Source organism: Butyricicoccus sp. Marseille-Q5471 (genome assembly GCF_951230135.1).
In the GTDB taxonomy this organism is placed as follows: domain Bacteria; phylum Bacillota; class Clostridia; order Oscillospirales; family Butyricicoccaceae; genus Agathobaculum.
Window position 1 is genome coordinate 26,564 of record NZ_CATNVC010000008.1, and the last position, 25,464, is coordinate 52,027.

Below are 25,464 nucleotides of genomic sequence, written 5' to 3' on the forward strand. Positions count from 1 at the left end.
CGGAGGCATTATGTTAAAGGTTATTTTGGTCGCTTCGGGAAAGGGCGGCACGGGAAAAACCTCGTTTACGGCGGGCACTGGTGCGGCACTGTCGCAGCTTGGCCACCGCGTGCTCCTGATTGACGGCGACTGCGGCCTTCGCAACCTCGACATCGTGCTTGGCATGTCAGACCGTGTGGTGTATTCGTTTGCTGATGTCGCGGGCGGTGCTGTGCCGCTTGCTGATGCGACAGCGCGCCACCCGGTTTTTGAGTCCCTGTCACTTTTGACCGCTCCGGTCGCGCTGCCTGCATTGTCTGAGCGCGGCATGGATCAGCTTGCCGTACAGGCAGAAGAGGCCGGATACGATTATCTACTGCTCGATGGGCCGGCCGGTCTGCCGGCAGAACTCTCCTGGCTTGCGCATATTGCAACACAGGCTGTCGTGGTCACTACGCCGGACAGCGCATGTATCCGCGGTGCGGAACGTGCGGCGCGTACGCTGGAAGAGGAATATTGTATCGCTCGTATTCGTATGGTATTAAATCGCGTTCGGCCGCAGCTCATTCGTCACGGCATGGCAAACAACGTGGATGATGCGATGGACGAAGCGGGATTGTCGCTACTGGGACTGATTCCGGAGGATGAAGATTTGATTGCCTGCGGCAACAGCGGAAAGAGCATACTCAGCATGAAAAAAAACGGCGCTGCATGCGCCTTTCGCAACATTGCCCGCCGATTGGAAGGCGAGCGAGTGCCGCTGATGAAATTATAGAGCAGCGGCTTGATATTAGGAATTGAAGTACGGAAGGGGATGCTCATAAATGAATATAGCGCTCATCGCACATGACCGTAAGAAGGAGCTGATGGTACAGTTCTGTATGGCGTATTGCGGCATTCTGGCGAAACACAGTATTTGCGCAACGGGTACCACCGGTAAGTTTGTAGAGGAGGCCACAGGCCTTAGAATCGACAAATGCCTGGCCGGTATGCAGGGTGGCGAGGAACAGATTGCCTCCCGCGTCGCTTACAACGAAATCGACTTGGTTTTGTTTTTCCGCGATCCGATGACCAACTCGCAGTACGAGCCGGATGTCCATGCAATCGCCCGACTGTGTGATATGCATAATATTCCGGTTGCAACAAATTCGGCAACCGCTGAAATGCTGATTCTCGGTCTTGACCGTGGTGATTTGGATTGGCGTAATATCGTCAACCCCAAGAATAACAAGTAAAAAATACAAACGAGAACGCACCGGATGCACCCATTGGGTCGTTCGGTGCTCTCGTCTGTCTTGAGGAGATTAGATATGGAAAGAGTCAAACCCAGAACGTTATCCGGCTTTATGGAGCTGCTGCCTGCCCGTCAGATTCAGATGGAGCGCGTGATGAGCGTGCTGCGCGAGACCTACGCGCTATACGGCTTCTATCCTCTGGATACGCCGCTGATTGAGTCCTCCGAGGTGCTGCTCGCCAAGGGCGGCGGAGAGACAGAAAAGCAGATTTATCGCTTTACCAAGGGTGATAGCGATCTTTCGCTTCGCTTTGATTTGACCGTGCCGCTGGCAAAATATGTGGCACAGAATTACGGTCAGCTGACATTCCCATTCCGTCGTTTTCAAATCGGCAAGGTCTACCGCGGCGAGCGCGCGCAGCGCGGTCGTTTTCGCGAGTTTTATCAAGCTGATATCGATGTGATTGGCGACGGACAGCTCGACATCATCAATGAGGCCGAAGTGCCGTCAATTATCTATAAGACGTTCACGGAGCTTGGCCTGCGCCGCTTTAAAATTCGCATCAACAACCGCAAGGTACTCAATGGCCTTTTCGCCATTCTCGGTTTGGCGGAGAAGGCAGGCGATGTGATGCGCACAATCGATAAGTTCGAGAAAATCGGCGAAGATAAGGTCAAGGAGATTCTGTCGCAGGATTTTGGTGTGAATGCAGCGGTGGCAGCTGAACTGTTGACGTTTATTGCAACACCCGGAGGTACTGCGGGGATTCTCGCGGCGTTAGAGGGGTATAAGGGTCGCAACGAGGTGTTCGATGAGGGCGCAAGCGAGCTGGCGACCGTTGCAAACTATATGGAGGCCTTTGGCGTACCGGCTGATCATTTTGAAATTGACCTGACCATTGCGCGTGGTCTGGATTATTATACGGGTACGGTTTATGAGACTGCCATGCTTGATCATCCGGAAATCGGTTCGATTTGTTCTGGCGGCCGTTATGACAATCTGGCGGAGTATTACACCGATAAAAAGCTGCCGGGTGTCGGCATTTCGATTGGCTTAACGCGCTTGTTCTATGTGCTCGGCGAACAGGGTTACCTGAATGATGAGCAGCCATGCGCGCCTGCCGATGTTATTATTTTGCCGATGACCGATGATCTTGCACCGGCTATCGCGTTGGCAACCGGACTGCGAAGCGAAGGCATTCGCGTACAGCTGCATTGCGAAAAGAAGAAGTTCAAGGCGAAAATCGGCTATGCGGACAAGCTGGGTATCCCGTATGTCATTTTCCTAGGCGAGGATGAAATCGCACAGAGCGTAGTTGCCGTCAAGGATATGGTGACCGGAGAGCAAACTAAGGGCAGTTTTGAAGAGGCAGTCGGCCGCATTAAGAGCGGATTGCAAGACAAGGCTGCAGGGACTGTCATTACGGATCGCTAAGCATTTCCAATGGTTAGAACAGAACCAGATTATGATACAAAGGACTGATAAACATGAATAACACATCTATCGCAGGCATGAAACGCACCAATATGTGCGGAGACCTGCGTTTGTCGGACGCCGGACAAACTGTGGTTGTCAATGGTTGGGCTGACCGCGTTCGTGATAACGGCGGTGTACTTTTCCTGCTGGTGCGAGATCGCGCGGGCGTTGTACAGTGTACGTTTGATAAGTCGGTCAATGCCGATTTGTTTGATGTTGCATTCACCTGTCGTACGGAATTCGTTGTTGCGGTTAAGGGTAAGCTTGTTGCGCGTGATGCGGCAGCGGTGAACAAGAAGATGCCGACCGGTGAGGTCGAAATCATTGCCGAGGAGCTACGTGTTCTGTCAAAGGCGGAGACCACGCCGTTTGAAATCGACGATTCCAAGGAAGTTGGCGATCAGATTCGTCTGAAGTATCGCTATCTTGACCTGCGCCGTCCGTCGATGCAGCGCAATTTAATGCTGCGTCACCGTGTCACGCAGGTGGCGCGCAATTACTTTGACCAGAACGGTTTCCTTGAGATTGAGACACCGATGCTGACCAAGTCTACACCGGAGGGCGCACGTGACTATCTCGTGCCGTCTCGTGTGCACCCAGGCAAGTTTTACGCGCTGCCGCAGTCACCGCAGCAGTACAAGCAACTGCTGATGCTGTCCGGATTGGACCGTTATATGCAGATTACCCGCTGCTTCCGCGATGAGGATTTGCGTGCAGACCGTCAGCCGGAGTTTACGCAGATTGACCTTGAAATGTCCTTTGTTGAGCAGGATGACGTCATTGCTGTGAATGAAGGCTTCCTGAAGCAGGTGTTCAAGGATGTGCTTGATGTAGAGGTACAGCTGCCCTTGCCGCGCATGACATGGCGCGAAGCAATGGATCGCTACGGTTCGGACAAGCCGGATACCCGTTTTGGCTTTGAGATCCGTGACATTTCGGACATTGCTGCCAAATGTGAATTTGCGGTATTCAAGGGTGCAATCGAAAACGGCGGTACCGTACGCCTGATTAATATTGATGGATACGCGGATAAATTCCCGCGTAAGGAAATCGATAAGTTGGCCGACTTTGTCAAGACCTACCGCGCGAAGGGACTGGCGTGGATGAAGCTCGCAGCGGATGGATCAATGACCTCGTCCTTTGCGAAGTTCCTGTCCGAGGAAGAAATTGAGGCAATTAAGGCCCGTGCAAACGCCAAGCCGAATGACGTGCTGTTCGTTGTTGCTGATGCATCGGAGGAGACGGCTCTCGTTTCTCTGGGCGCACTGCGCTGCGAACTGGCAAAACGTCTGGGTCTTGCCAAGAAGGACGATTACAAACTTCTTTGGGTCACTGAATTCCCGCAGTTTGAGTATAGTGAAGAGGAAGACCGCCTGGTTGCTAAGCACCATCCCTTCACGGCACCAATGGACGAGGATATTGCACTGCTGGAAACCGAGCCGCAGAAGGTGCGTGCAAAGGCGTACGACATTATTCTTAATGGCTGCGAGTTGGGCGGCGGTTCGATTCGTATTCATGATGCTGAACTGCAGACCAAAATGTTCCGCGCACTCGGCTTTACCGAGGAAAAGGCCAAGGAGCAGTTTGGCCATCTGATTACCGCATTTTCCTACGGTGCGCCGCCGCACGGAGGTCTGGCATATGGTCTGGATCGTCTGTGCATGCTGCTGGCCGGTCATGATTCTATTCGTGATGTAATCGCCTTCCCCAAAGTGCAGAACGCGTCTGACCTGATGATGTCTTGCCCTGATCTTGTGGACGATAAACAGCTCGATGATTTGTCCATTGCCGTGACCCGTGTGGAAGCGGACGACGCAGAATAAAATAGATAAAACAGCGCCGCGGCATCTTATGCCGCGGCGCTGTTTTTATGTGTTAGATGGGATACTGACGAAAGCTGCTCGGTGATAGACCGACTTTCTTTTTAAAGGCACGAATAAAGTTTTCTTCGCTGTTATACCCGGTTTCAAAGGCAACCTGTTTGACGGTCATACCACTGGTGAGCAGCAGCTCCTTGGCGCGGTCGATACGACGCAGCGTCAGGTATTCATAAGGAGAGTAACCGGTACAGGCGCGGAATTGCTTGGTAAAATAGGAACTGCTCAGACTGACATGTCCGGCCACGTCTTCGACGGAGAGCGGCGCATCAAAGTGCTGATCCATATAGGCAAGAGACCGTGTGATAATTGCGTCCAAATCACTTCCGGCAGGAGCGCCGGAGGAGAGGAGATGGCACAGCATAGAGTAAATGGTATCGGAGCTGGTATGCTCGGGAGCGCGCTGCGACATTTCGCCATAGGTGAGCAGTTTGGTCATGCCGAGCTGAATCGGCGCAGGGTCGGTCAATGAAAATATGTGTCCGGTGTTATGCAGATTTAAAATCTCTTGATAAAGTGCAGGAGTCTGCGCACCGTTAAACAGCAGCCAGTAAAACTCCAAATCATCCGTCGCGGCGGAATACTCGTGAGGCTGCTTGCAATCAAACAGCACCAAATGATTGCGCTCGGCAGAGAAATGCCGTCCTTCAATTGTTAAATCAAAGCGGCCGTGTTTGACTAACATCAGCATGTAGTTGAGTCGATGGCTGGTTTGTAGCGCGGTGTCGCATTGACAAGTGAAGTGGTATCGTCGGTCGCAGTAATAATGCCCGATTCGCGTGGGATAATAGAAGATACGTTCTGCAAAGGAGGATGGAGTCCAGAAGTATCGCACGGAACGCGATGATACGCCGTCCTCATGAATGTTGATAAAACCACCTCCTTACGTCTGTTTTCTATTATAACGATTTCGCAAAAAAAAGCAATGGAAGGTCGAAAAATAGCGCATGGTATGCACCTGCCGAGGCACGTAAAATGTACCAAAATGTACTCATTTAAATAGTAAATACATACATAATATAGGACATAATGGAATAAAAACTGCACAATATTTGCTGACTTCAATTGGTAAAATGAGAGGACTTGTTCGTCAATATGAATAAATTTATCTTGAATTATCGCATCATATATTACATGGCGTTGATGATATGCACAAAAAAGTAAAAAGAAATATGTGCATATAAACAAAACGAGAAGAAAGTGCGAAAATTGGTTTGAAATGTTGAGTATAAGGTGATAAAATTGCTCATGGTAAAGAGAGCAATCCGGCAGGAGAGAAACAGGACAAGCTGCTGTAACTGGAGTGCGCTGTAGATAGATTGAGGGTTGAGGGGCCCGCAATCTATTTCTTTGTACTTTGGGTGGCTGTCGCGCCGGAGGCACTCTGACTTGCAAAACCGACGAGCATCTGTTGAGGGACGGAGAAGCGGTTTTGTAAATATATACTTATGGGAAAAGGGGAAGTGAAATGAATTTTTTAAATTCTATGGCGTTTGTTGCGATCACGTTCGTAGCGTTCACAGCACTCGTCGCGATCATCTCTTGGTGGAAGACCAGAGGTGACAACCTGGATACGCAGGATGGTTATTATCTTGCGGGTCGTGGTTTGACCGGCGCAATTATTGCCGGTTCGCTGCTGATGACCAACCTGTCTGCTGAGCAGCTGGTGGGTATGAATGGTCAGTCCGTTCGAATTGGTATGAGCCCGATGGGTTGGGAAGTTACCTCTGCAATTGCACTGGTCATCCTGGCGTTCGTGCTGATGCCGCAGTACCTCAAGACCGGTCTGACGACCGTACCGCAGTTCTTTGAAGAGCGCTATGACGCGGGTACCCGCCGTCTGGTTTCTCTGATTGTGTTGCTGTCCTATGTTGTCATCATGCTGCCGAACATTCTGTATGCCGGCGCGCAGGTGTTCGTCAATATCTTTGATTTGGACGCGCTGCTTGGCATTTCTGAGTTTTCTGCCATCGCCCTGGTCTGTGTGCTGACCGCAATCGTTGGTTCGATTTATGCTATTTTCGGCGGCCTGAAGGCTATCGCACTGTCTGACTCGATCAATGGTCTGGGTCTGATTGTCGGCGGCCTGCTCGTGCCGATCTTTGGCCTGATTGCTCTGGGTCAAATTCATGGCGGCGGCTTCATGGAAGGCCTTGACGCACTGATTAACACGGATAAGACGCTCCTCAATGCAATTGACGCACCGACCCTCAACGAGCCTTATCTGCCCTGGCCGCTGCTGTTTACCGGCCTGCTCATCAACAACCTGTACTATTGGGCGACCAACCAGTCTATCATTCAGCGTACCTTCGGTGCTAAGAACCTGAAGGAGGCGCAGAAGGGTGCTGTATTTGCAGGTTTCCTGAAGATTATGACCCCGCTGATTATCGTTGTACCGGGCATCATTGCACGTCTGATGTACACCAATGTCGGCGATTGGGGCAGCGGCGATAACGCGTACCCGATGCTGGTTGCAGACGTTATGCCCAAGCCTCTGCTGGGCTTCTTCGCAGCGGTTATGTTCGGCGCGATTCTGTCCTCGTTTAACTCGGTGCTGAACTCCGCATCGACTATCTATGCCCTCGATATTCACCGCCCGACGTTCAATCCGACCGCATCGGACTCTCACATGGTTAAAATCGGTCAGAATTTCGGCACTGTTGTTGCAATTTTCGCAACGATTCTGTCTCCGTTCATGCTCTACATGGGCGGCATCACCACCTTCGTAAACTCGGCATTTGCAGCGTTTAACACGCCGATTTTTGTATGCTTGATCTGTGGTTTCTTCTGGAAGAAGGTTCCCTCGATCGCAGCAAAGGTTGTTATTCCGGTTCACGTTGTGCTGTACTTCTTCCTGCAGTTCTTCCTGCGCAATCAGATTTCGTGGTTGGAGAATGTGCACTATCTGTACTTCACCGCAGTGCTGTTCGTATTCGACATGCTGCTGATGTACGTGATTGTGAAGGTTAAGCCGCGTCCGACCGATTATGTCCTGGAAGACGCTAAGGCTGTTGACCTGACTCCGTGGAAGCACGGCAAGTTCTGGGCAACCGTTACGTTGGGCATCATGGTGCTGGCGTACATCGTATTCTCGCCGCTCGGAATTGGCGCATAATTTGCACAAAAAAAGAGACCGCTGTTGCGGTCTCTTTTTTGTATGGCCTGTGTGATAATGCTTCAATAAAAGCGGGCTATACGCCTCTCTAATTATATGATAAAATAAAAGAAAACACTGGAGGAATAGATATGTTTAACCACTATAAGGGAATCGGGCATATTGCGGTATATACGGCTGATATGGACACGTCGATTTCATTTTACGAAAAGATTGGAGGCAAACTGGAGAAACGGGATGGCGTTGCGACGCCGGAAGGGGAGAAGAAGCTGGCACTGGTCGCCTTTGGTGGCTTCGTTGTAGAACTAATTCAGGCGCCTACTACGATGCCGATGAAGGAGGGCAATATTCCGCACTTTGCGGTCCATGTCGACGATCTCGATGCGGCTGCAGCTGAAATTCAGGCAGTTGGGGTGAATACCTTTATCGGAGCAGAGAAAAAAGTGCTCCCGAATACCTTTGGCGGTTTGCAGAACTGGTTTTTTACCGGCCCGTCCGGCGAGCAGATTGAATTGCTGCAAATGCTCTAAATCGCACAAAAGCGGATGCAATAGCATCCGCTTTTTATTGTGATGAAATCGCGGGCATTCAATTAATAGGCAGCGGTACATAATAAGAAAGGGCATCGGAATCAAAATTCCGATGCCCTTTCGGCAAAGCGCCTGCTCGGCCAAAGACAGAGCGGCCATTGCTGACGAAAACTTACGTTCTTGTCAGATGATATTAATAGTGACGCGCCTCAAACAGGTGATCTTCGATCGCCTTGCGTGCGGCCTGCACTTCGGGCTTGTTGGAAACCTCAGCAACGCCTACACGCCACCAGTTCTCGTAGCCGGCAGACATGGTCTTGGGCAGAACCTTCATGTCAATCAGGGTGGAGACGGTCTGCTTCTTGGAATCCTCGATTGCAGCCTTGAGTTCCTCGATGGTCTTGACGGTGTAGGTCTTGCAGCCGTAAGCCGCAGCAATTGCAGCATAGTCAATCTGCATAACCTTGCCCTTGTGAATGCCGTTGGTCACACCATCCTCGAGCATGTTCTTCTCGGTTGTGATGCTTGCATTACCCTGACCAACCTGCAGGTTGTTGATACAGCCAAACGCAGCGTTATCAAACAGCATAACGTTGATCTTCTTGCCGATCTGAACCGAGGTAATCAGCTCGGAGTGAAGCATGTCGAACGAGCCGTCGCCGCACATCGAGTAAACTTCCTGATCCGGGCAGGCAATCTTTGCGCCCAGAGCGGAGGCAACTTCGTAACCCATGCAGGAGTAGCCATACTCCATGTGATAGGTGTTGAGTGCGGATGCACGCCACAGGCCCTGCATGTCGCCCGGCAGCGAGCCGGCAGCGGCACAGACGATGGCGTTTTCGTCGATCATGTGGTTGATGGTGCCGAGCACGGTGGTCTGGCACAGCTTACAGCCGGTGTCTTCGATATACTTCTCAACGCAGCCACGGTTAGCGTCGTTGCACTCGGGGGTGAAGGAATCCTTGTCGGTGTAAACAACCTGATCCAGACGAGCAACCTCGGTAAACCATTCGTCGCGGTACGCCTTGACGGACTGAGCATAAGCCTCGTCGGTGTGGTAACCAATCTTGGCGAGCTCTGCGCCGATTGCGGTGAGTGCCTCGTTGGCATCTGCAACAACGGGGGTAGCGTCCATCTTGTACGCCTGGAACTCAGACGGGTTGATGTTGACGAACTTCGCGTCGGTGCGGTACAGCCACTTGGAAGCGGTGGTGAAGTCGGTGTAGCGGGTGCCGACGCCGATTACAACGTCAGCCTCGTGCGCCAGCTTGTTGGCAGCGATGCCGCCGGTGGTGCCCAGACCGCCGAGGTTCAGCTCGTGGGTCCATTCAACAGCGGACTTGCCCGCCTGGGTCTCGCCGAAGGCGATGCCAAAGTCCTCAGCGAACTTCTTGAATACCTTGTGTGCTTCCGCGTAGCGAACACCGCCACCGCAGATCAGCAGAGGCTTCTTCGCGTTCTTGATGACTTCAACTGCCTTCTCGACAGCGTACTTGGTTGCCGGACGGCGGTCGATGCGCCAAACGCGCTTCTTGAAGAAGTCAACCGGATAATCATAGGCTTCTGCCTGAACGTCCTGCGGCAGCGAAATCGCAACAGCGCCGGTGTTGGCGGTGTCGGTCAGTACGCGCATGGCGTTGATCATATCGGTCATGACCTGCTCCGGACGGTTGATGCGGCCCCAGTACTTGGTAACAGCCTGGAATGCATCATGCGCAGAGATAGACAGGTTCTGCGGCTGTTCCATCTGCTGGAGAACCGGGTCAGGCTGACGGGACGCGTAGATGTCACCCGGCAGAATCAGAACGGGGATGTTGTTTGCGGTAGCGGTCGCAGCGGCGGTTACCATATTGCAAGCGCCGGGGCCGACGGAAGAGGTGCAGGCGAAAATTTGCTTGCGGCGCAGCTGCTTTGCGTAGCCGACAGCGGCGAGCGCCATGCCTTGCTCGTTCTTGCCCTGATAGACGATCATGTCCTTCAGTTCCTGCTCGACGCCGTTGCAGAAGCCTACAACGTTGCCGTGGCCGGGCAGCATGAAGATGCCCTTGACAAACTTGTGCTCAACTTCGTTGCCATCCATGTCAACATAGCTGACATACTGGTTTTCAAGGAAGCGAACAAGTGCCTGAGACGCAGTCAGGCGTACGGTTTCCATATGCTTCATAGGATAATCCTCCCAAAATAAAATTACAAATGATTAGATGCCGGTAGGGCAGTGCCAGATGTGGTCGTTTGCATCGGGCTCAAGCAGCCACAGGTGCTCCTCGTCGTCGATACGGGTTTTGTCCCACGGGTTGCCCGGCAGATGACGGATGCCCCAAGCATAGCAGCAGGAGTATCCTGGTGCGGTAACCTGCGAGTGCATCTTGTCGGTGATGATAGCAAGACCGTTGTGACGGGTCTCGTAGATTTCGTCGTTGGCCCAGCCGGCGCCGAAGCCCTGCGGACGGTCGTAGCGGTAGAAGTATACTTCAGGCTGCGGGTGGTGGTGCGGGGGATAAGAGGACCACTTGCCCGGCAGGTTGATAACCTCGCCCAATACCATGTTGGAGTAGGGGGCGTTATCCAGATCAAAGCAGGTGCGTACATCGCGCTTGATGCAGCCTAACAGCTCGCCCTGATTACCGCGTGCCCAGGTATCGGTGTCTTCAGGCTTGTACATCTTGGATGCAAAAGTCTTTTCATTGAGCGTCTTCTGCACATAGATATTGCTGGGACCCTGTGCCTCAATCTCAATCTTTACGCCCTTGCAGACATGCAGGCAGGACGGGTTGTAGTCAAACGGATTGGGACGGTCTACGTTATAGGAATCGTTCTCCCACTTCAGCGTGCACTTGCCGTCGAATACGAGAACCGCGACTTCCTTTTCGGACTCCTCGATGGAGAAGGTGTCGCCGGCATCCATGACGAGCAGAGCGACGTCCATCATCGCATCTTTGCCGATGCCTTCGTCAAGACGGATATATTCGTTATAGCCGTTTTTGACTTGCTTATCAATGTACATACGTTTTCCCTCCGGTAATAGAATTTTTGGGTCTTTTTCGGGGCCGTCTCCCAAAGCGGTCCCGAATGTGCGGATATTCGGACAAATTGTCTACATGCCATTATATCACGCGAGGATTTGCGGTTCAACCGCTGGGAAGCAGTCGAATCTGCAGGGGATTATTTTGTTGACCCTGAACAAAAACCCTACAGTGGAGTTTGGCAGATGATACAACAAAAATACGGAATTTTGCCGCGGCGTTGTTGCATCTTTTGCTCTCTTCGGGTATAATTATATCTATTATAACCCGAATGCGCTTGCAATATCTTCACAAACAATAACACGATTTTAAGGAAAACGGAGGCGGGATATGGACGCGGCAAGACGTGAAAAACGAGAGCATGGCACGCTGGGATTTCCGTTCCAGATTTACCCTGCGCTTGACGGCAGTGAGGCACAGGATTCAGACTATATTCCGTATCACTGGCATCCGGAGCTTGAGATTATCACGGTAGATGCCGGCCAGATTTCGCTGACCATCGCGGACCATGAATATGTGGGTGAACGCGGGGATGTATTCTTCGTTGCGGGCGAGGAATTGCATGAAATTCGTGCAGCAGGTCGTGAAAATCAGTTCCATTCATTTGTGTTTGCGGTCGACTTTTTGCAATTTGCGCGGGAGGATCAAGCGCAGAGCGAGCTGCTTGCGCCGTTGGCAGAGGGAGGCCTTGCTTTTGACACTTGCTTGCTGCGCGGGCAGGCGGGGCAGGATCAGGTGCGTGCGCTTTTGGCACAGATCATGCGCGCCTGTCTGGGTTCTGCGCCGGGGTATCAGCTCACGGTCAAGGCGGCGCTGCTCGGCGTGATTGGCGCATGTGCGGAGCATGGTTTGCTCAAGCGGCGCAAGAGCAGACCGGCATCCGATTACAAAACTGGACAACTCAAGGAGATTGTCACATATTTGGGCGCGCACTTTGCGGAACCGCTGGCGCTGGCCGACGTTTCGGCGCGGTTTGGCCTGTCTCCTCAATATTTTTGCACATTTTTCAAAGATAATTTCGGAAAAACGTTAACCCAGCATGTGAACTCTCTGCGCATTGAACAGGCAGCACGGCTGCTGCGTGAGACCGATCTTCCGGTGATGGAGGTCGGCTTTAACGTCGGGTTTGACAACTTCAGCTACTTCATCAAGCGCTTTCGCTCCGTGTATGGCGTATCACCCAAGGCCTATCGCAAGGCAGTCGGTATATGAAAAAAACGCCCTTTTAGGGCGTTTTCTATTTGTTTTCAATTTAGAGTGTAACTATCATTCGTAGCGCAGCCGAACATTCGAGGCGCGGCAGTGGTCAACATATTCGCGCGGCGGCTGACGATCGGTGATAAAGGAGGTCAAATCTTTCAAGTGGCAGAAGGTGACAATGGCTTCACGGCCGATCTTGGAAGAGTCGGCCATTAAGTAAATGTGGTCGGCACGCTGCACGACTGCGCGTTTGATTTCGGCCTCCAAAAAGGTCGTGTTGGTCATGCCGGCAGTCAGAGAAACGCCGGTTGCGCCCATAAACGCTTTGTTGATGCGCATGGAGCTGAGTGCTTCGATGGTAGACAGTCCGACGAAGGAATCGGTGGTCGGCGTATAGATGCCGCCGAGTGAAATGACATTCAAACTTTCGTACTTTGCGGCTTCGGAAAGCGCGCCAAGCGAATGCGTGATGATGGTGATGCGCTTTTTCGCAACCAGATACCGCAGCAGACAAAGCGTGGTAGAGCCGGAGTCGATGAAGATGGTATCTCCGTCCGAAACCTCTTCGGCAGCCAGACGGCCGATGAGAGATTTGTCCGCAAGATTCAGGCCTGAACGCACGGGCATAGGCACCGCGCCGGCTGAAGAAGTAGCGGTAACACCGCCGTAAACTTTTGAAATATGGCCGCGTGCTTCCAGTTCATTCAAATCGCGGCGGATGGTGTTTTTTGAAACGCCAAATACCTCGCAGAGCTCGTCGATGGTCACGGTCTCGCGGGAAATGACGTACTGCTCAATCGAATTTAAGCGACTGACTTTCATCTTTCGTTTTTCCCCATTCTATTAAATTCTCTTCACTGCATACTTTCTCTCTTTAAGTTTATCAGAAAACTACGAAAATGCAACCAAGACATAACAAACAATTTTCATATTTTTTTTGAGTCTTTTTTGGTGACATTTCCGTGCAACCCAAAAGAAGGTTTGAAATTTTGTGAATAAAAACGCGCTCGTGTGTTGAAATCCGGCCGTTTTGGTGATATGCTTTATACGGTAACGGTATGTTTAAATATGCCGCTATCCGGAACAATTCCGTGGAGAGAAAATTTTATTGAATTAGGCAGGTGTATGCAATGCAGAAAGCAGAAAAAATGCAGGAGCTTCGCGTCTTCGCTGCGGAGATTCGTCTTGAGGCACTTAAGACCATCGGCTCGCTGGGCTTCGGCCATGTAGGCGGCTCGATGTCTGTTGTTGAGGCACTGGCGGTACTGTATGGTGCGGTTATGAAGGTTGATCCGAAGAACCCGCGCTGGGAGGACCGTGATTGGTGCGTTATGTCCAAGGGCCACGCAGGTCCGGCTATGTACGCAACTCTGGGTCTCAAGGGCTTCTATCCGATTGAGCAGGCTTATACGCTCAATCAGCCGCACACCAATTTCCCGTCCCACACCGACCGCACCAAGACCCCCGGTGTTGACCTGACGACCGGCTCGCTCGGTCAGGGCATGTCGACCGCCATCGGTGCTGCGCTCGGCAACAAGATGGATGATAAGAACAATCATGTCTTCGTTTTCGTCGGCGACGGTGAGTGCGACGAAGGTCAGGTTTGGGAAGGCGCTGAGTTCGCTGTTCAGTATAAGCTGGACAACCTTGTCTGCTTCGTAGACTACAATCAGTACCAGCTGGACGGCGCAGTTGACTCCATTATGGGTCACGGCAAGGGTCTGGGCGCAAAGTTCGACGCGTTTGGCTGGCACGTCATTGAAGTAGAAGACGGCAACGACGTAGAGCAGATTTACGACGCTGTGATGGCAGCTTATAAAGTCAAGGGCATGCCCACCTGCATCGTGCTGAATACCATTAAAGGCAAGGGTGCGACGTTTGCAGAGCCTTCTCACTCGCATTCTTCGCAGCCGACCAAGGAACAGTGGGATGAAGCCATCGCCGCTGCCGAGGCCGAGCTTGCCCGCGTCAAGGCACTGTAAGGAGGGTATGGAACAATGAGCTTTACTTTGATTGGAAAACACGAGAAGGACGCCCGCGCCAACCGTGACGGTTATGTTGACGCGATGATGGAGATGATGACTGCCGATTCCAAGGTATGCCACATCGATTGCGACCTCTATAACTGCATCAATACCGCGAAGCTGGAGAAGAATTTCCCCAAGCAGACCTTCAACGCCGGCATTGCTGAGGCAAATGCTATGGGTATTGCCGCTGGCCTGTGTGCAACCGGTCGTACCGTGTTCATGCATTCCTTCGGCTGCTTCGCTTCCCGCCGCGCGTTCGATCAGGCATTTATGTCTGCGGCTTACGCGAAGCTGCCTGTACACGTGTTGGGTTCTGACCCGGGCGTTTGCGCAGCTTACAATGGCGGCACCCACATGCCCTTCGAGGATATGGCACTGTACATGGCAGTTCCGGAAGCGGTTGTCATTGACCCGACCGACTTTGCTATGATTAACTGCCTGACCAAGAAGCTGGCGGCTTCCGAGAAGTTCTCCTTCATGCGCATGGTTCGCAAGACCGTTATCAAGGTCTACGAGGACGGCGCTGATTTCGAGATCGGCAAGGGCGTTACGCTTAAGGACGGCAAGGATGTTACCATCATTGCTTCCGGCATCATGGTGGATGAGGCGCTCAAGGCTGAGGAAACTCTGGCTGCAGAGGGCATTTCCGCTAAGGTGATCGACATGTTCACCTGGAAGCCGATCGATGAGGAACTGATCATCGAGTCTGCTAAGGCTACCGGTGCAATCGTAACCGCTGAAAACCATCAGGTCAAGTGCGGCCTGGGTTCTGCGGTATCGCAGGTTGTTGCCAAGAACTGCCCGGTTCCGATGGAAATGATCGGTATCGAGGATCGTTTTGGCCAGGTAGGCGCACAGGGCTTCCTGCAGGAAGAGTACGGTCTGACCGCAGCTCATATTGTTGAGGCTGCCAAGAAGGCTGTTTCCCGCAAGTAATTTCATAAATTACGTCAAAAGCCGTGACTCTTGGAGTCGCGGCTTTTGTTTTGCCAACTTTAGGGATGAGTTTGATTCGTGCGGCAGTTTACACTTGCGACAGCTTTTTTATCAAAAAATTACGCTTTACGAACGGTCGTTTTCTTTATATAATGGTATCTGCAATTGAAAAAAAGAGGTGAGAGGATGGAGCAGGAAAACCTGTTAGGGACGCAGCCTGTGGGGCGTTTGGTGCTTAAGCTGGCGATACCCGCAATGCTGGCTCAGTTCGTCAACATTTTGTACAGCGTGGTCGATCGCATCTATGTCGGGCACATTGCCGGCGTTGGAGATTTGGCGCTCGCCGGTGTGGGGGTATGCGGCCCGGTTGTTACAATGGTAACGGCCTTTGCGGCATTGGTCGGATTTGGCGGAGGTCCGCTGATGAGCATTCGCATGGGGCGGCGCGATATGGAAGGGGCAAAACAGGTTGTCGCCTCCAGCTTTTGGCTACTGATGGTGCTGAGTGTGTTGGTAACTGTACCGGCATTTTTATTTCGGCGGCCGCTTCTGTTCGCCTTTGGAGCGAGTGAGGCCATTTATCCGTATGCAGATGCCTATTTTTCAATTTACATATTAGGCACGGTGTTCGCTCTGCTGAGTTTTGGATTAAATCAGATTGTGATGAGCCAAGGGTTTGCGGCCGTAGCAATGCGCTCGGTGATACTAGGTGCGGCAATTAATATTGCACTCGACCCGGTGCTGATTTTCATGTGCGATTGGGGGGTGCGCGGTGCAGCGCTCGCGACAGTGCTGTCTCAGATTTGCTCGAGCGCTTATACACTGCGCTTTTTGTTCGGCAAAAGAGCTACAGTGCCAATTGCCCCGCAAGAATGGTCGGCGGGATGGATGCGGCGCATTTTGCAGGTCGGACTGTCGCCGGCGCTGATCATCGCATTGGACAATGTGATGCTGATTGCCGTCAATGTCATGCTTCGTTCGTGCGGCGGCAGCCAGAGTGATCGGCTTATCGCCTGTGCGGCCATTTTGCAGAGTTTCATGCTGATCGTCACCATGCCGCTCGGCGGTATTACGGCGGGTACGCAGGCGATACTGGGGTATAATTACGGTGCGGGGCGCACGGATCGCGTGATGGCAGCAGAAAAACGGATTATGCTGCTTTGTCTGGCATTTACGGGCGTGATGTTCGTGGTGGCGCGTGTGATACCCGATCAGTTCGCGCGTGTTTTTACCGATGATCCGTCGAGTATTGAAATGACTGCGCGGATGATTCGTACCTACACGCTGGGCATCTGCGGCTTGAGCATCCAGTATCCGTTTGTAGACGGACTGACCGGAATGGGACTGGTCAAATGGGGCCTGTTTTTCTCTATGTTCCGCAAGATTGTCTTCATGACATGCGTGATTGTGCTGCCGCTCGCCTTTACCGTTGAAGCGTTGTTCTATGCCGAACCGGTCAGTGATATTCTTGCAATGCTGCTATCTGGTGTCGGGTTTTTGATTCTTCTGCCGCGTTTGATGCGCAAACGGGAGCAGGAGGGGTGATTATCTATGGAAACTGCCACTTTGCAAAAGGCGAATTTTGGCGTATAATAAAATTAGTAAAATATGTGCCGATATGGAGGAATTCTGGATATGGACGCAAAAGAACGCGCACTGAAAGCGCATGAGGAATGGGCAGGCAAAATCGAAGTGGTCGCCCGCTGTCAAGTCAGTTCCAAAGAGGATTTGTCAGTCGCTTACACGCCCGGCGTTGCAGAGCCGTGCCTTGCGATTCAGAAGGATCCTGCGCTCAGTTATAAGTATACACGCCGCCACAACCTGGTTGCAGTCATTACCGATGGTACGGCGGTGCTCGGTTTGGGAGACATCGGACCGGAAGCGGGTATGCCGGTTATGGAAGGCAAGTGTGCGCTGTTTAAGGCCTTTGCGGATGTAGATGCATTTCCGCTTTGCGTCAAATCCAAAGACGTGGATGAGATTGTCCGCACGATTGAACTAATTTCCGGTTCGTTTGGAGGCATCAACCTCGAGGACATTGCAGCGCCGCGCTGCTTCGAAATCGAGCGCCGTCTGAAAGAGGTCTGTGACATCCCGGTGTTCCATGATGACCAGCACGGAACGGCTGTTTGCTGTGGTGCTGCGCTGCTCAATGCCTGCCGCCTGACTGGCCGCAAGGTAGACGAAATTAAGATGGTCGTCAACGGCTGCGGCGCGGCTGCAATCGCGGTCACTAAATTCCTGATGTTCCTCGGCGTCAAGGATATCGTCATGTGCGAGCGTTTCGGCATCGTGTGCGAGGGTGACGAACGCCTCAACCCTGCGCAGGCTGAAATGGCAGCGAAGACCAATAGAGGTCACATGACGGGCACTCTGGCAGATGCCGTCAAGGGCGCGGATGTATTCTTTGGTATGTCTGCACCGCAGGTGCTTACAGCTGAGATGGTCTCGGCAATGGCTGAAAACCCAATGGTATTTGCAATGGCCAACCCTGTCCCCGAAATTTGGCCGGAGGATGCGAAGAAGGGCGGCGCGGCAGTAGTCGGCACTGGTCGTTCGGATTATCCCAACCAGATTAACAATGTGCTCGCGTTTCCCGGCATCTTCCGCGGCGCACTTGATGTTCGCGCAAGTGATATCAACGAAGAGATGAAGCTTGCAGCAGCAAAAGCCATCGCGGATGTGGTGACGGATGAGGAACTTGATGCGGAGCATATTATGCCGTTTGCGTTTGATGAAAAGGTCATCAAAGCGGTCGCGGAAGCGGTTGCTCAAGCTGCGCGTGACAGTGGCGTAGCGCGTATCTAAAATTAGAGTATAATTCTGCCCCTGCGCCATGTCGGTGCAGGGGTTTTGCAATGACAAGTCGGCATGCATAAAAACCGTGTTTTTATCTTGTTTTTACCTTATTGTAACCGCAATATACTCAAAACAAGCCAGTTTCATTCCATAGACGCACAAAAAGCAACGATGGGAATGGCTATTTTTTCTGCACGTTGACCAAAATGCGTTTGACTTTTAAGCCCCTCTCCGTTACAATAAAAGAAGTGTATGGAACACGCCGAAAAGGCGTGTTGTGAGAAGAAAATGGAGGTATGAAAAATGTTAGATCCTAAGAAGGTAAGACTCGGCATTTGCCCTATCGGCTGGTCGAACGATGATATGTGGGACCTGGGCGATGAAAATACGTTCCAGCAGTGCATTTCTGAGATGAAGCTCGCGGGCTTTGACGGCTGCGAAGTCGGTCACAAGTACCCGGTAGATAAGGAAGTTCTCAAGAAGATGCTGGAAGTACGCAACATGACCATTGCATCCAAGTGGTTCTCGTCCTTCCTCGTTGACAAGCCGTACGAAGAGGTTGAAGCTGAGTTCGTTAAGGAACTGGAATATCTGTCTTACGTTGGCGCTTCTGCCATCAACATCTCTGAGCAGTCCGGCTCGATTCAGGGCATGGAGGACAAGCGTGTCCTGAAGGACAAGCGCATCATGAACGATGAAGAGTGGGCTCGTCTGTGCGATGGCCTGAACAAGCTGGGCAAGCTGTCCCTCGAGAAGTACGGCATCAAGTCCTGCTTCCATCATCACATGGGCACTGTTGTCCAGACCGTTGATGAGACCATCCGCCTGATGGAAAACACTGATCCCAAGTACGTTTTCCTGTGCTTCGACACCGGCCACTTCACCTTCGCGGGTGAGAATCCGGTTGATGTACTGGGCAAGTTTGCGAACCGTGTAGGTCACGTTCACCTGAAGAATATGCGTATGCCTGTTGTTGACACTGTCACCAATGAGGATTGGTCCTTCCTGAAGGCTGTCCGTAACGGCGCGTTCACCGTACCGGGCGATCCGGACGGCTGCGTGGACTTTGATGCAGTATTTGACATCCTCGACAAGGCCGGCTACGAAGGCTGGATCATGGTTGAGGCTGAGCAGGATCCGGCGAAGGCCAATCCGTTCGAGTACTCCAAGATGGGTCGCGAGTATATCACCGCACACACCGGTCTGTGCGGCGAGGTCAAGCTGGCCTAAGCATAGCATATTAAAAATCCCGTCCTTTTGGACGGGATTTTTTTATTTATGAAATAGCTTTAGCATAAGCGCGGGCGGTAAAATGATAGAAAAGCGTGTACATTCCGGTAAAAAACAGCATCGAGAAGGCAATGCCGCAAATAGGAACCCACAAATCCTGAATCGCAAGGATTTGCAGGAAAATGGACAGAATGGGCGAGGCAAATAGAATATGCAGCAGTGCTGTGCCGAGCGGAAGCAAAAATACCACCCGAAGCTGACGTCGCGCGGTCGCGGCGGTCATTTCCTCAGACAGACCAAGCGCACGCAGAATGCGGAATCGGCCCAGGTCCTCCGCGCAGCAAGCGTTCTCCCTGCTTGTCGCCGCGAAGAAGGGCGGCGGGTCGGGTACGCACTGCGCGCCAGATATTGGCAATCAGCATGACGACAAAGCAAAGTCCGAAGACTTGTATGGTAGCCAGTATCGCCTCGGAAGAGAGTGAATACTGCATGTCAATCGGAAGGCGCAGCGCTGCGAGCAGACCGCCAAAAACAAGTGGGCAAAGTAGTGCACCTGCCCCGATTCCCGCAATAAGACAGAACAACAGACAGAGTGTGCTTTCGATGATAAGCATGCCGGCTATGTGACGCTGCTCGAGTCCGAGTATGGTATAAAGCGCAAGTTCCCGGCTGCGGGACTTGATTAAATAGCTGTTGACATACAGCAAAAAGGGAAGAATCACGATTGGCAGCAAGGAAAACCCAACCCCCATCAGTTGTCGGATATTGTCGCCATCCGGGATATTGCGCCCGAAGGTTTCATTGAGTGTAAACGATGAGACCAGAAAATACACAAAGACCATGAAGGAGGTGGCAAGCAGAAACGGCAGATATTTGCTGCGATTGCCGCGCAACGACCGCACCGCAAGGCGGGGGATGAGGAAGTTAGGCAAGGAGCTCGCCTCCTTGCTGCAGCTGAGTGAGCCGATCTGCCAGAAGCGGATAAAAGGCGGCTCGGGTATGCCCGCCGCGCACGATTTCTGCTGCAATGCGTCCGTCGCGGATGAAGAGCACCCGGGAAGCATGGCTGGCGGCATCCAAACTGTGCGTAACCATGACAATGGTCTGTCCTTCATCATGATATCCGTCGAGCAGTTGAAGCAGCTGAGTTGCCGAACCCGAATCAAGTGCGCCGGTGGGCTCGTCTGCAAGTAGCAGCATGGGTTTGATGATAAGCGCTCGAGCAGCGGCGGCGCGCTGCTGCTCGCCGCCTGAAACCTCATAGGGATATTTGTCAAGCAGCGGTGCGATGCCAAGGCGCTCTGCAAGGGGCATCAGCCGCGCGTGCATTTCTGCACCCGTGCGCCCGGCAAGCACCAGCGGAAACAGAATGTTTTCACGCAGTGTCAGGGTGTCCAGCAGATGACATTCCTGAAAAATGAAGCCCAGTCGGTCACGGCGAAAGGCCGAAAGAGCACGGTTAGGAATCGCCGCCATATCTTCGCCGCCGAGCAAAATTCGGCCGTTGGTCGGCCGCTCCAATGCTGCCAAGAGTGTCAAAAGTGTCGTTTTACCGCTGCCGCTTTCTCCCATGATTGCAACAAATTCACCCTGCGCGACGGCAAGGTCGATGCCTCGCAGTGCTTGTACACGCTGCTTACCAAACCGCGTGGTATAATCCTTCGTTAGTTCTTCTACTTGCAATAACATTTGGATTGCCTCCTCGTATATCATTGTTCTATATCAATGATACAATGATACAACTGGCAAGGGCAGGTGTCAAGTGTGTTTTGCATAGATTTGAAAAGAGATGCACAGCAAACTGAAACGGTGTAATGTGGAATCGTTTCCAGACCATATAAAAGGCAGTCCGCATGAGTATGGAAGGTTTGTACAAATTGTAAAAATCACAGCGAAACCCTTTGCAAAGTAGGGCCTGATAGGGTAGAATATAGGGAGGAATATGTAGATAAGGGAAGTGTGTATGATGGGAACACCCAAGTATAAGCGCGTGCTGATTAAAATCAGCGGCGAGGCCCTCGCGGGCGATAAGCATTTCGGCCTGAATTTCGATGTCATCGGCCCGGTTTGCGATGTGATTAAAAAGTGTAACGAAGCCGGAACCGAAATCGGCATCGTTGTTGGCGGCGGTAACTTCTGGCGCGGCGTCAAGGATGGCGGCGGTAAAATGGAGCGTACGCGTGCCGACCATATGGGCATGCTGGCGACCACGATTAATTCTCTTGCGCTGCAGGATGCGCTTGAACAGCGCGGCGTTCCGGTACGCGTGCAGACCGCGATTGAGATGAACCGCATCGCAGAGCCGTACATCCGACAGAAGGCAACCCGTCATCTGGAAAAGGGGCGCGTAGTCATTTTTGGCTGCGGCACCGGCAACCCGTTCTTCTCAACCGATACGGCGGCTGTACTGCGCGCGGCTGAAATCGGTGCGGAGGTCATTCTGCTTGCAAAGAATATTGATGGCGTATATGATTCCGACCCCGCCAAGAACCCCGATGCAAAGAAGTACGACCAGCTCACCTATATGGACGTGCTCAATCAGGGACTCGGCGTAATGGATACCACTGCGACTTCGCTGTCTATGGACAATCACATTCCGATTCTGGTATTTGCGCTGTCCGATCCCGAAAATATTTACCGCGTGATCAACGGCGAAAAAATCGGCACTATCGTACAGGAGGAGAAATAAATGAAGGCTCAGCTGACCGCTTATGAAGATAAGATGAAGAAAACACTCGACGTACTGGCAAAGGAACTGGCTGCAATCCGTGCAGGACGCGCCAACCCGGCAGTACTGGATAAAATCACCGTGGAGTATTACGGTGCGCCGACGCCCCTGAATCAGGTTGCAGCTGTTTCGTCGCCCGATCCGCGCACGCTGTCCATTCAGCCTTGGGACGGTTCGATTCTCAAGGTGATTGAGAAGGCGATTCAGACCTCTGATCTGGGCATCAATCCCCAGAATGACGGCAAGCAGATTCGTCTGAGCTTTCCGCCGCTGACCGAGGAACGCCGCAAGGAACTCATTAAGGGTGTTTCCAAGACGGGTGAGGATGCGAAGGTTGCGCTGCGCAACATTCGTCGTGATGCAATTGACAAGTTTAAGGCATCGCAGAAGAAAAGCGAGCTGACCGAGGATGAGCTGCACGAGGGTGAAGACAAGATGCAGAAGCTGACTGACAAGTACGTTAAGGAAATTGACGGCTTAGTGGAGAAGAAGTCCAAGGAACTGTCAGAGGTATAATTGATCTATTTGGGGGCGGCGGTACGCCGCCCCTTTCTATGGGGGAAACGCCGTGGGGCTTTTTAATCGGAAAAGAAAAATAGAGACAAATCGTGTTGTGCCGACGCACATTGCGGTTATTATGGATGGAAACGGCCGCTGGGCCAAAAAGCGTGGCCTGCCGCGGCAGGCAGGGCATAAAGTTGGCGCGGAGACCTTTCGCACGATTGCGACATACTGCAAGGATATTGGCGTAAAATACTTTACGGTATACGCTTTTTCAACGGAGAATTGGAAGCGCCCCCCGGAAGAGGTCGGGGCATTGATGGAACTGTTTCGCCGTTATTTGAAAGAGGCGGCGGAAACGATGTATGAGCGCGGCGTCGCTGTACGTGTACTGGGCGACTTATCGCCGCTACCGCAGGACATTCTTGATTTGATTCGGGAGACCGACCGCATTGCCGATTCTCTCGGCCCGGATGCGGCAACAGCTTCGCTGTGTATCAATTACGGCGGGCGGGATGAGATCAAAAACGCTGTTCGTGCATTGGCAAAGGAAGTAGAAAGCGGTGAAAAGCGTGCGGCGGATATTACAGAGGACGATATTGCTCACCACCTGTATACAGCGCATATGCCTGATCCTGATTTAATTATTCGTCCGTCCGGTGAAATTCGCACCTCGAATTTCCTGCTTTGGCAGAGCGCTTATGCGGAATACTATTTTACGCCCGTGCTCTGGCCCGATTTCAAAACGAGCGATATGGACGCAGCAATTGAAGCATTTAATCAAAGAAATAGAAGATTCGGCGGCGTATAAGACCGCGAAGGGGTACCAAAGATATGAAAACAAGAGTTCTGTTCGGCGTGGGCGGATTTATTTTCGTGCTGCTTGCGCTGTATGTGTTTCCGCCTGCCGTGTTGGAGGTAATTATTGCTGCGCTTTGCGTGCTGGCAACTTATGAGGTGCTCGGCTCGACAAGACTGGTGCATAACCGGTTGCTGCTGCTTCTGTGCGGCGTGTCTTCGTTTGCACTGGCAGCGGCACATTCCTCGCTTGTGCCGTTTGAAATCATCGATGTGGTACAGGTACTCGTCATGGTGCTGCTTGTACTCTCCTTTGGTATTCTACTGAAATTTCATGATAGTATGAACGCCTCGGAGATTGCCTGGGGCTTTTTTGGCGGCCTGCTTGTGCCGTACCTGATGCTGGCACTTCTGCGCATTTTCCAGATGACCTATCATCATGGACCCTTTCTGGTGCTGCTGCCGCTGCTTGCAGCGTGGGGAGCGGATACTTGCGCCCTATTTGCCGGCCTGTTTTTCGGCAAGCATAAGCTTGCGCCTGTTGTCAGCCCCAAGAAAACGGTTGAGGGTGCGATTGGCGGTATTGTAGGCGGCGCGCTGCTTGTTATGCTGGGCGCGCTGCTCATGAACCGCTTTCTCAGCCTTAACATGCCGATTTGGGCGGCCGCTGTACTTGGCGGCTTGGGCGCGGTTATGGGTGTAATCGGAGACCTGTCGTTTTCCATTATTAAGCGTCAAACCGGCATTAAGGACTATGGCAGTATTTTCCCCGGCCACGGCGGCGTGTTGGATCGTTTTGACAGTGTGCTGTTCGTTGCGCCGATGGCAGAAATCCTATTTCGAATCATCTGGTGAGAAAATATGAAAAAAATTGCAATTTTAGGCTCGACAGGGTCGATTGGCACACAAACGGTCGATATTTTGCCCTCGATAGAAGCTGAGGTCGTCGCATTGACGACCAATACACGCATAGACTTGTTGGAGAAGCAGGCGCGTGCACTGCAACCTAAAATGGTCTGCGCTTTTGATGAAACCGCCGCCAAAACGCTGAAAATCGCATTAGCGGATACGGACATTAAGGTCTTGGCCGGCATGGAAGGCCTGATCAGCTGCGCTGCGGAATCCGGGGCAGACATCGTCGTAACAGCCGTTGTGGGTATGGTTGGTTTGCTGCCAACGATGGCAGCAATTAACGCAGGCAAAGATATTGCATTGGCCAACAAGGAAACACTTGTGTGCGCGGGTGAACTGGTTATGCGCGCCGCACAGGAGAAGCACGTAAAAATCCTGCCGGTCGACAGCGAACATTCGGCGATTTTTCAGTGTGCGCAGGCGGCGCAGGGCAACCGGCTCGAAAAAATCATTTTGACGGCGTCAGGCGGCCCGTTCTTTGGCAAGACGGCCGAACAGATGCGTCATGTCAGCCGGGAGCAGGCGCTGGCGCATCCCAATTGGTCGATGGGTGCTAAAATCACCATTGATTCCGCTACGATGATGAACAAGGGACTCGAATTTATCGAGGCGATGTGGCTGTATGATATGGCACCCGAGGATATTGAAATCGTCGTGCATCGCGAAAGCATCGTTCATTCGCTGGTTGAATTTGAGGACGGCGCAGTGCTCGCACAGCTCGGTCTGCCCGACATGCGTCTGCCCATTCAGTATGCGCTGACCTATCCGGCACGCGTTGCCTGTAAGGTGCCGCGTCTTTCTTTAGCCGAGGTGGGCAAAATGACCTTTTTTGCACCGGATTATGACGCATTCCCCGCACTGTCGCTGGCAAAGCGTGCAGCGCAGGAAAAAGGAAATATGGGCGCGGTGCTCAATGGTGCGAATGAAGCTGCAGTTGGTTTGTTTTTGAATGACAAAATTGCCTTTGGTGAAATTGCGGATCGTGTCGCGCATGCACTTGAAACCGTACCCTATCGCAAGCAAATTACACTGGATGACGTGTTGGAAAGTGACCGTTTGGCGCGTGAAATCGCGCGTTCCTGATTTGAGAGGAGAACC

24 protein-coding genes are annotated in these 25,464 nt (G+C 52.3%); 17 read left to right on the plus strand and 7 right to left on the minus strand.

Annotation, left to right across the window (positions count from 1 at the left end; all coding sequences use genetic code 11):
* Positions 1-10: 10 nt before the first annotated feature.
* The 4 genes from QOX26_RS09755 to aspS all read left to right on the plus strand — a co-directional run bounded on the left by QOX26_RS09755 (position 11) and on the right by aspS (position 4,513).
* Positions 11-754 carry a nucleotide-binding protein gene (locus QOX26_RS09755; protein ID WP_283674787.1) on the plus strand — a complete coding sequence of 248 codons (744 nt, stop codon included), beginning with the start codon at positions 11-13 and terminating at the stop codon, positions 752-754.
* A gap of 49 nt (positions 755-803) precedes the next feature.
* Positions 804-1,214: a methylglyoxal synthase gene (locus QOX26_RS09760; RefSeq protein WP_283674788.1), complete on the plus strand. Its 411-nt coding sequence runs from the start codon at positions 804-806 to the stop codon at positions 1,212-1,214.
* A gap of 75 nt (positions 1,215-1,289) precedes the next feature.
* On the plus strand, positions 1,290-2,648 hold the full coding sequence (gene hisS / locus QOX26_RS09765) for a histidine--tRNA ligase (RefSeq protein WP_283674789.1): 1,359 nt from the start codon (positions 1,290-1,292) through the stop codon (positions 2,646-2,648).
* A 53-nt stretch (positions 2,649-2,701) separates the two neighbouring features.
* Positions 2,702-4,513 carry an aspartate--tRNA ligase gene (gene aspS / locus QOX26_RS09770; protein ID WP_283674790.1) on the plus strand — a complete coding sequence of 604 codons (1,812 nt, stop codon included), beginning with the start codon at positions 2,702-2,704 and terminating at the stop codon, positions 4,511-4,513.
* 52 nt (positions 4,514-4,565) lie between these two features.
* Here aspS and QOX26_RS09775 read toward each other — a convergent pair whose 3' ends face one another.
* Positions 4,566-5,402, minus strand: coding sequence for an AraC family transcriptional regulator (locus QOX26_RS09775; RefSeq protein ID WP_283674791.1), 837 nt, complete (start codon positions 5,400-5,402; stop codon positions 4,566-4,568).
* Between the two features lie 633 nt (positions 5,403-6,035).
* Here QOX26_RS09775 and QOX26_RS09780 point away from each other — a divergent pair.
* Together QOX26_RS09780 and QOX26_RS09785 are read left to right on the plus strand one after the other, a co-directional pair.
* Positions 6,036-7,682, plus strand: coding sequence for a solute:sodium symporter family transporter (locus tag QOX26_RS09780; RefSeq protein WP_283674792.1), 1,647 nt, complete (start codon positions 6,036-6,038; stop codon positions 7,680-7,682).
* 131 nt (positions 7,683-7,813) lie between these two features.
* A complete protein-coding gene (locus QOX26_RS09785) occupies positions 7,814-8,212 on the plus strand; it encodes a VOC family protein (RefSeq protein ID WP_283674793.1) in 399 nt (132 codons plus the stop codon).
* 193 nt (positions 8,213-8,405) lie between these two features.
* Here the strand turns inward: QOX26_RS09785 and iolD are convergent, their stop codons facing one another.
* Both iolD and QOX26_RS09795 read right to left on the minus strand, forming a co-directional pair.
* Positions 8,406-10,367, minus strand: coding sequence for a 3D-(3,5/4)-trihydroxycyclohexane-1,2-dione acylhydrolase (decyclizing) (gene iolD, locus QOX26_RS09790; protein ID WP_283674864.1), 1,962 nt, complete (start codon positions 10,365-10,367; stop codon positions 8,406-8,408).
* Between the two features lie 42 nt (positions 10,368-10,409).
* Positions 10,410-11,216, minus strand: coding sequence for a 5-deoxy-glucuronate isomerase (locus QOX26_RS09795; RefSeq protein WP_283674794.1), 807 nt, complete (start codon positions 11,214-11,216; stop codon positions 10,410-10,412).
* A 349-nt stretch (positions 11,217-11,565) separates the two neighbouring features.
* Here QOX26_RS09795 and QOX26_RS09800 point away from each other — a divergent pair, with 349 nt between their 5' ends.
* Positions 11,566-12,447 carry an AraC family transcriptional regulator gene (locus QOX26_RS09800; RefSeq protein ID WP_283674795.1) on the plus strand — a complete coding sequence of 294 codons (882 nt, stop codon included), beginning with the start codon at positions 11,566-11,568 and terminating at the stop codon, positions 12,445-12,447.
* Positions 12,448-12,501: 54 nt separating this feature from the next.
* Here QOX26_RS09800 and QOX26_RS09805 read toward each other — a convergent pair whose 3' ends face one another.
* Positions 12,502-13,257, minus strand: a complete 756-nt coding sequence (locus tag QOX26_RS09805) for a DeoR/GlpR family DNA-binding transcription regulator (RefSeq protein ID WP_283674796.1) — start codon at positions 13,255-13,257, stop codon at positions 12,502-12,504.
* A gap of 308 nt (positions 13,258-13,565) precedes the next feature.
* On the opposite strand from QOX26_RS09805, the gene QOX26_RS09810 reads away from it, so the two are divergent.
* The 5 genes from QOX26_RS09810 (at position 13,566) to iolE (ending at position 19,427) form a co-directional block, all read left to right on the plus strand.
* Entirely contained in the window at positions 13,566-14,417 is an 852-nt protein-coding gene (locus tag QOX26_RS09810; RefSeq protein ID WP_283674797.1) for a transketolase, read from the plus strand.
* Between the two features lie 15 nt (positions 14,418-14,432).
* Positions 14,433-15,398, plus strand: coding sequence for a transketolase family protein (locus QOX26_RS09815; protein WP_283674798.1), 966 nt, complete (start codon positions 14,433-14,435; stop codon positions 15,396-15,398).
* A 186-nt stretch (positions 15,399-15,584) separates the two neighbouring features.
* Positions 15,585-16,943, plus strand: a complete 1,359-nt coding sequence (locus tag QOX26_RS09820) for an MATE family efflux transporter (protein ID WP_283674799.1) — start codon at positions 15,585-15,587, stop codon at positions 16,941-16,943.
* Between the two features lie 90 nt (positions 16,944-17,033).
* Entirely contained in the window at positions 17,034-18,206 is a 1,173-nt protein-coding gene (locus QOX26_RS09825; protein WP_283674800.1) for an NAD(P)-dependent malic enzyme, read from the plus strand.
* Between the two features lie 294 nt (positions 18,207-18,500).
* A complete protein-coding gene (gene iolE / locus QOX26_RS09830; RefSeq protein WP_283674801.1) occupies positions 18,501-19,427 on the plus strand; it encodes a myo-inosose-2 dehydratase in 927 nt (308 codons plus the stop codon).
* Between the two features lie 46 nt (positions 19,428-19,473).
* Here the strand turns inward: iolE and QOX26_RS09835 are convergent, their stop codons facing one another.
* From QOX26_RS09835 to QOX26_RS09845, 3 genes are read right to left on the minus strand one after another with little or no spacing between them, the layout of a single operon-like run.
* The gene (locus QOX26_RS09835; RefSeq protein WP_283674802.1) at positions 19,474-19,677 is read right to left on the minus strand and encodes a hypothetical protein; all 204 of its coding nucleotides are present in this window, start codon (positions 19,675-19,677) and stop codon (positions 19,474-19,476) included.
* 37 nt (positions 19,678-19,714) lie between these two features.
* Positions 19,715-20,359, minus strand: a complete 645-nt coding sequence (locus tag QOX26_RS09840; protein ID WP_283674803.1) for an FtsX-like permease family protein — start codon at positions 20,357-20,359, stop codon at positions 19,715-19,717.
* On the minus strand, positions 20,352-21,116 hold the full coding sequence (locus tag QOX26_RS09845; protein WP_283674804.1) for an ABC transporter ATP-binding protein: 765 nt from the start codon (positions 21,114-21,116) through the stop codon (positions 20,352-20,354). Before QOX26_RS09845 ends, QOX26_RS09840 begins: the two co-directional genes overlap by 8 nt.
* A 277-nt stretch (positions 21,117-21,393) precedes the next feature.
* Here QOX26_RS09845 and pyrH point away from each other — a divergent pair, with 277 nt between their 5' ends.
* From pyrH to QOX26_RS09870, 5 genes are all read left to right on the plus strand, one after another.
* Positions 21,394-22,116 carry a UMP kinase gene (gene pyrH, locus QOX26_RS09850; protein WP_283674865.1) on the plus strand — a complete coding sequence of 241 codons (723 nt, stop codon included), beginning with the start codon at positions 21,394-21,396 and terminating at the stop codon, positions 22,114-22,116.
* Positions 22,117-22,671 (plus strand): ribosome recycling factor, encoded by a 555-nt coding sequence (gene frr, locus QOX26_RS09855; RefSeq protein ID WP_283674805.1) that lies wholly within the window; start codon positions 22,117-22,119, stop codon positions 22,669-22,671.
* Positions 22,672-22,792: 121 nt separating this feature from the next.
* A complete protein-coding gene (gene uppS / locus QOX26_RS09860; protein WP_442870225.1) occupies positions 22,793-23,467 on the plus strand; it encodes a polyprenyl diphosphate synthase in 675 nt (224 codons plus the stop codon).
* A gap of 23 nt (positions 23,468-23,490) precedes the next feature.
* Positions 23,491-24,309: a phosphatidate cytidylyltransferase gene (locus QOX26_RS09865; RefSeq protein WP_283674807.1), complete on the plus strand. Its 819-nt coding sequence runs from the start codon at positions 23,491-23,493 to the stop codon at positions 24,307-24,309.
* Between the two features lie 6 nt (positions 24,310-24,315).
* Entirely contained in the window at positions 24,316-25,449 is a 1,134-nt protein-coding gene (locus QOX26_RS09870; RefSeq protein WP_283674808.1) for a 1-deoxy-D-xylulose-5-phosphate reductoisomerase, read from the plus strand.
* The last annotated feature ends 15 nt before the right edge of the window (positions 25,450-25,464 follow it).

Bases quoted from the DNA above. Each gene is read 5' to 3' on its own strand.
- QOX26_RS09795 (WP_283674794.1), bottom strand. From the start codon at position 11,216: ATGTACATTGATAAGCAAGTCAAAAACGGCTATAACGAATATATCCGT.
- QOX26_RS09810 (WP_283674797.1), top strand. From the start codon at position 13,566: ATGCAGAAAGCAGAAAAAATGCAGGAGCTTCGCGTCTTCGCTGCGGAG.
- QOX26_RS09870 (WP_283674808.1), top strand. From the start codon at position 24,316: ATGAAAAAAATTGCAATTTTAGGCTCGACAGGGTCGATTGGCACACAA.
- QOX26_RS09825 (WP_283674800.1), top strand. From the start codon at position 17,034: ATGGACGCAAAAGAACGCGCACTGAAAGCGCATGAGGAATGGGCAGGC.
- uppS (WP_442870225.1), top strand. From the start codon at position 22,793: ATGGATGGAAACGGCCGCTGGGCCAAAAAGCGTGGCCTGCCGCGGCAG.
- QOX26_RS09755 (WP_283674787.1), top strand. From the start codon at position 11: ATGTTAAAGGTTATTTTGGTCGCTTCGGGAAAGGGCGGCACGGGAAAA.
- QOX26_RS09805 (WP_283674796.1), bottom strand. From the start codon at position 13,257: ATGAAAGTCAGTCGCTTAAATTCGATTGAGCAGTACGTCATTTCCCGC.
- aspS (WP_283674790.1), top strand. From the start codon at position 2,702: ATGAATAACACATCTATCGCAGGCATGAAACGCACCAATATGTGCGGA.
- QOX26_RS09780 (WP_283674792.1), top strand. From the start codon at position 6,036: ATGAATTTTTTAAATTCTATGGCGTTTGTTGCGATCACGTTCGTAGCG.
- iolE (WP_283674801.1), top strand. From the start codon at position 18,501: ATGTTAGATCCTAAGAAGGTAAGACTCGGCATTTGCCCTATCGGCTGG.
- QOX26_RS09820 (WP_283674799.1), top strand. From the start codon at position 15,585: ATGGAGCAGGAAAACCTGTTAGGGACGCAGCCTGTGGGGCGTTTGGTG.
- QOX26_RS09760 (WP_283674788.1), top strand. From the start codon at position 804: ATGAATATAGCGCTCATCGCACATGACCGTAAGAAGGAGCTGATGGTA.
- QOX26_RS09800 (WP_283674795.1), top strand. From the start codon at position 11,566: ATGGACGCGGCAAGACGTGAAAAACGAGAGCATGGCACGCTGGGATTT.
- QOX26_RS09815 (WP_283674798.1), top strand. From the start codon at position 14,433: ATGAGCTTTACTTTGATTGGAAAACACGAGAAGGACGCCCGCGCCAAC.
- QOX26_RS09785 (WP_283674793.1), top strand. From the start codon at position 7,814: ATGTTTAACCACTATAAGGGAATCGGGCATATTGCGGTATATACGGCT.
- pyrH (WP_283674865.1), top strand. From the start codon at position 21,394: ATGGGAACACCCAAGTATAAGCGCGTGCTGATTAAAATCAGCGGCGAG.
- QOX26_RS09845 (WP_283674804.1), bottom strand. From the start codon at position 21,116: ATGTTATTGCAAGTAGAAGAACTAACGAAGGATTATACCACGCGGTTT.
- hisS (WP_283674789.1), top strand. From the start codon at position 1,290: ATGGAAAGAGTCAAACCCAGAACGTTATCCGGCTTTATGGAGCTGCTG.
- iolD (WP_283674864.1), bottom strand. From the start codon at position 10,367: ATGGAAACCGTACGCCTGACTGCGTCTCAGGCACTTGTTCGCTTCCTT.
- QOX26_RS09865 (WP_283674807.1), top strand. From the start codon at position 23,491: ATGAAAACAAGAGTTCTGTTCGGCGTGGGCGGATTTATTTTCGTGCTG.
- frr (WP_283674805.1), top strand. From the start codon at position 22,117: ATGAAGGCTCAGCTGACCGCTTATGAAGATAAGATGAAGAAAACACTC.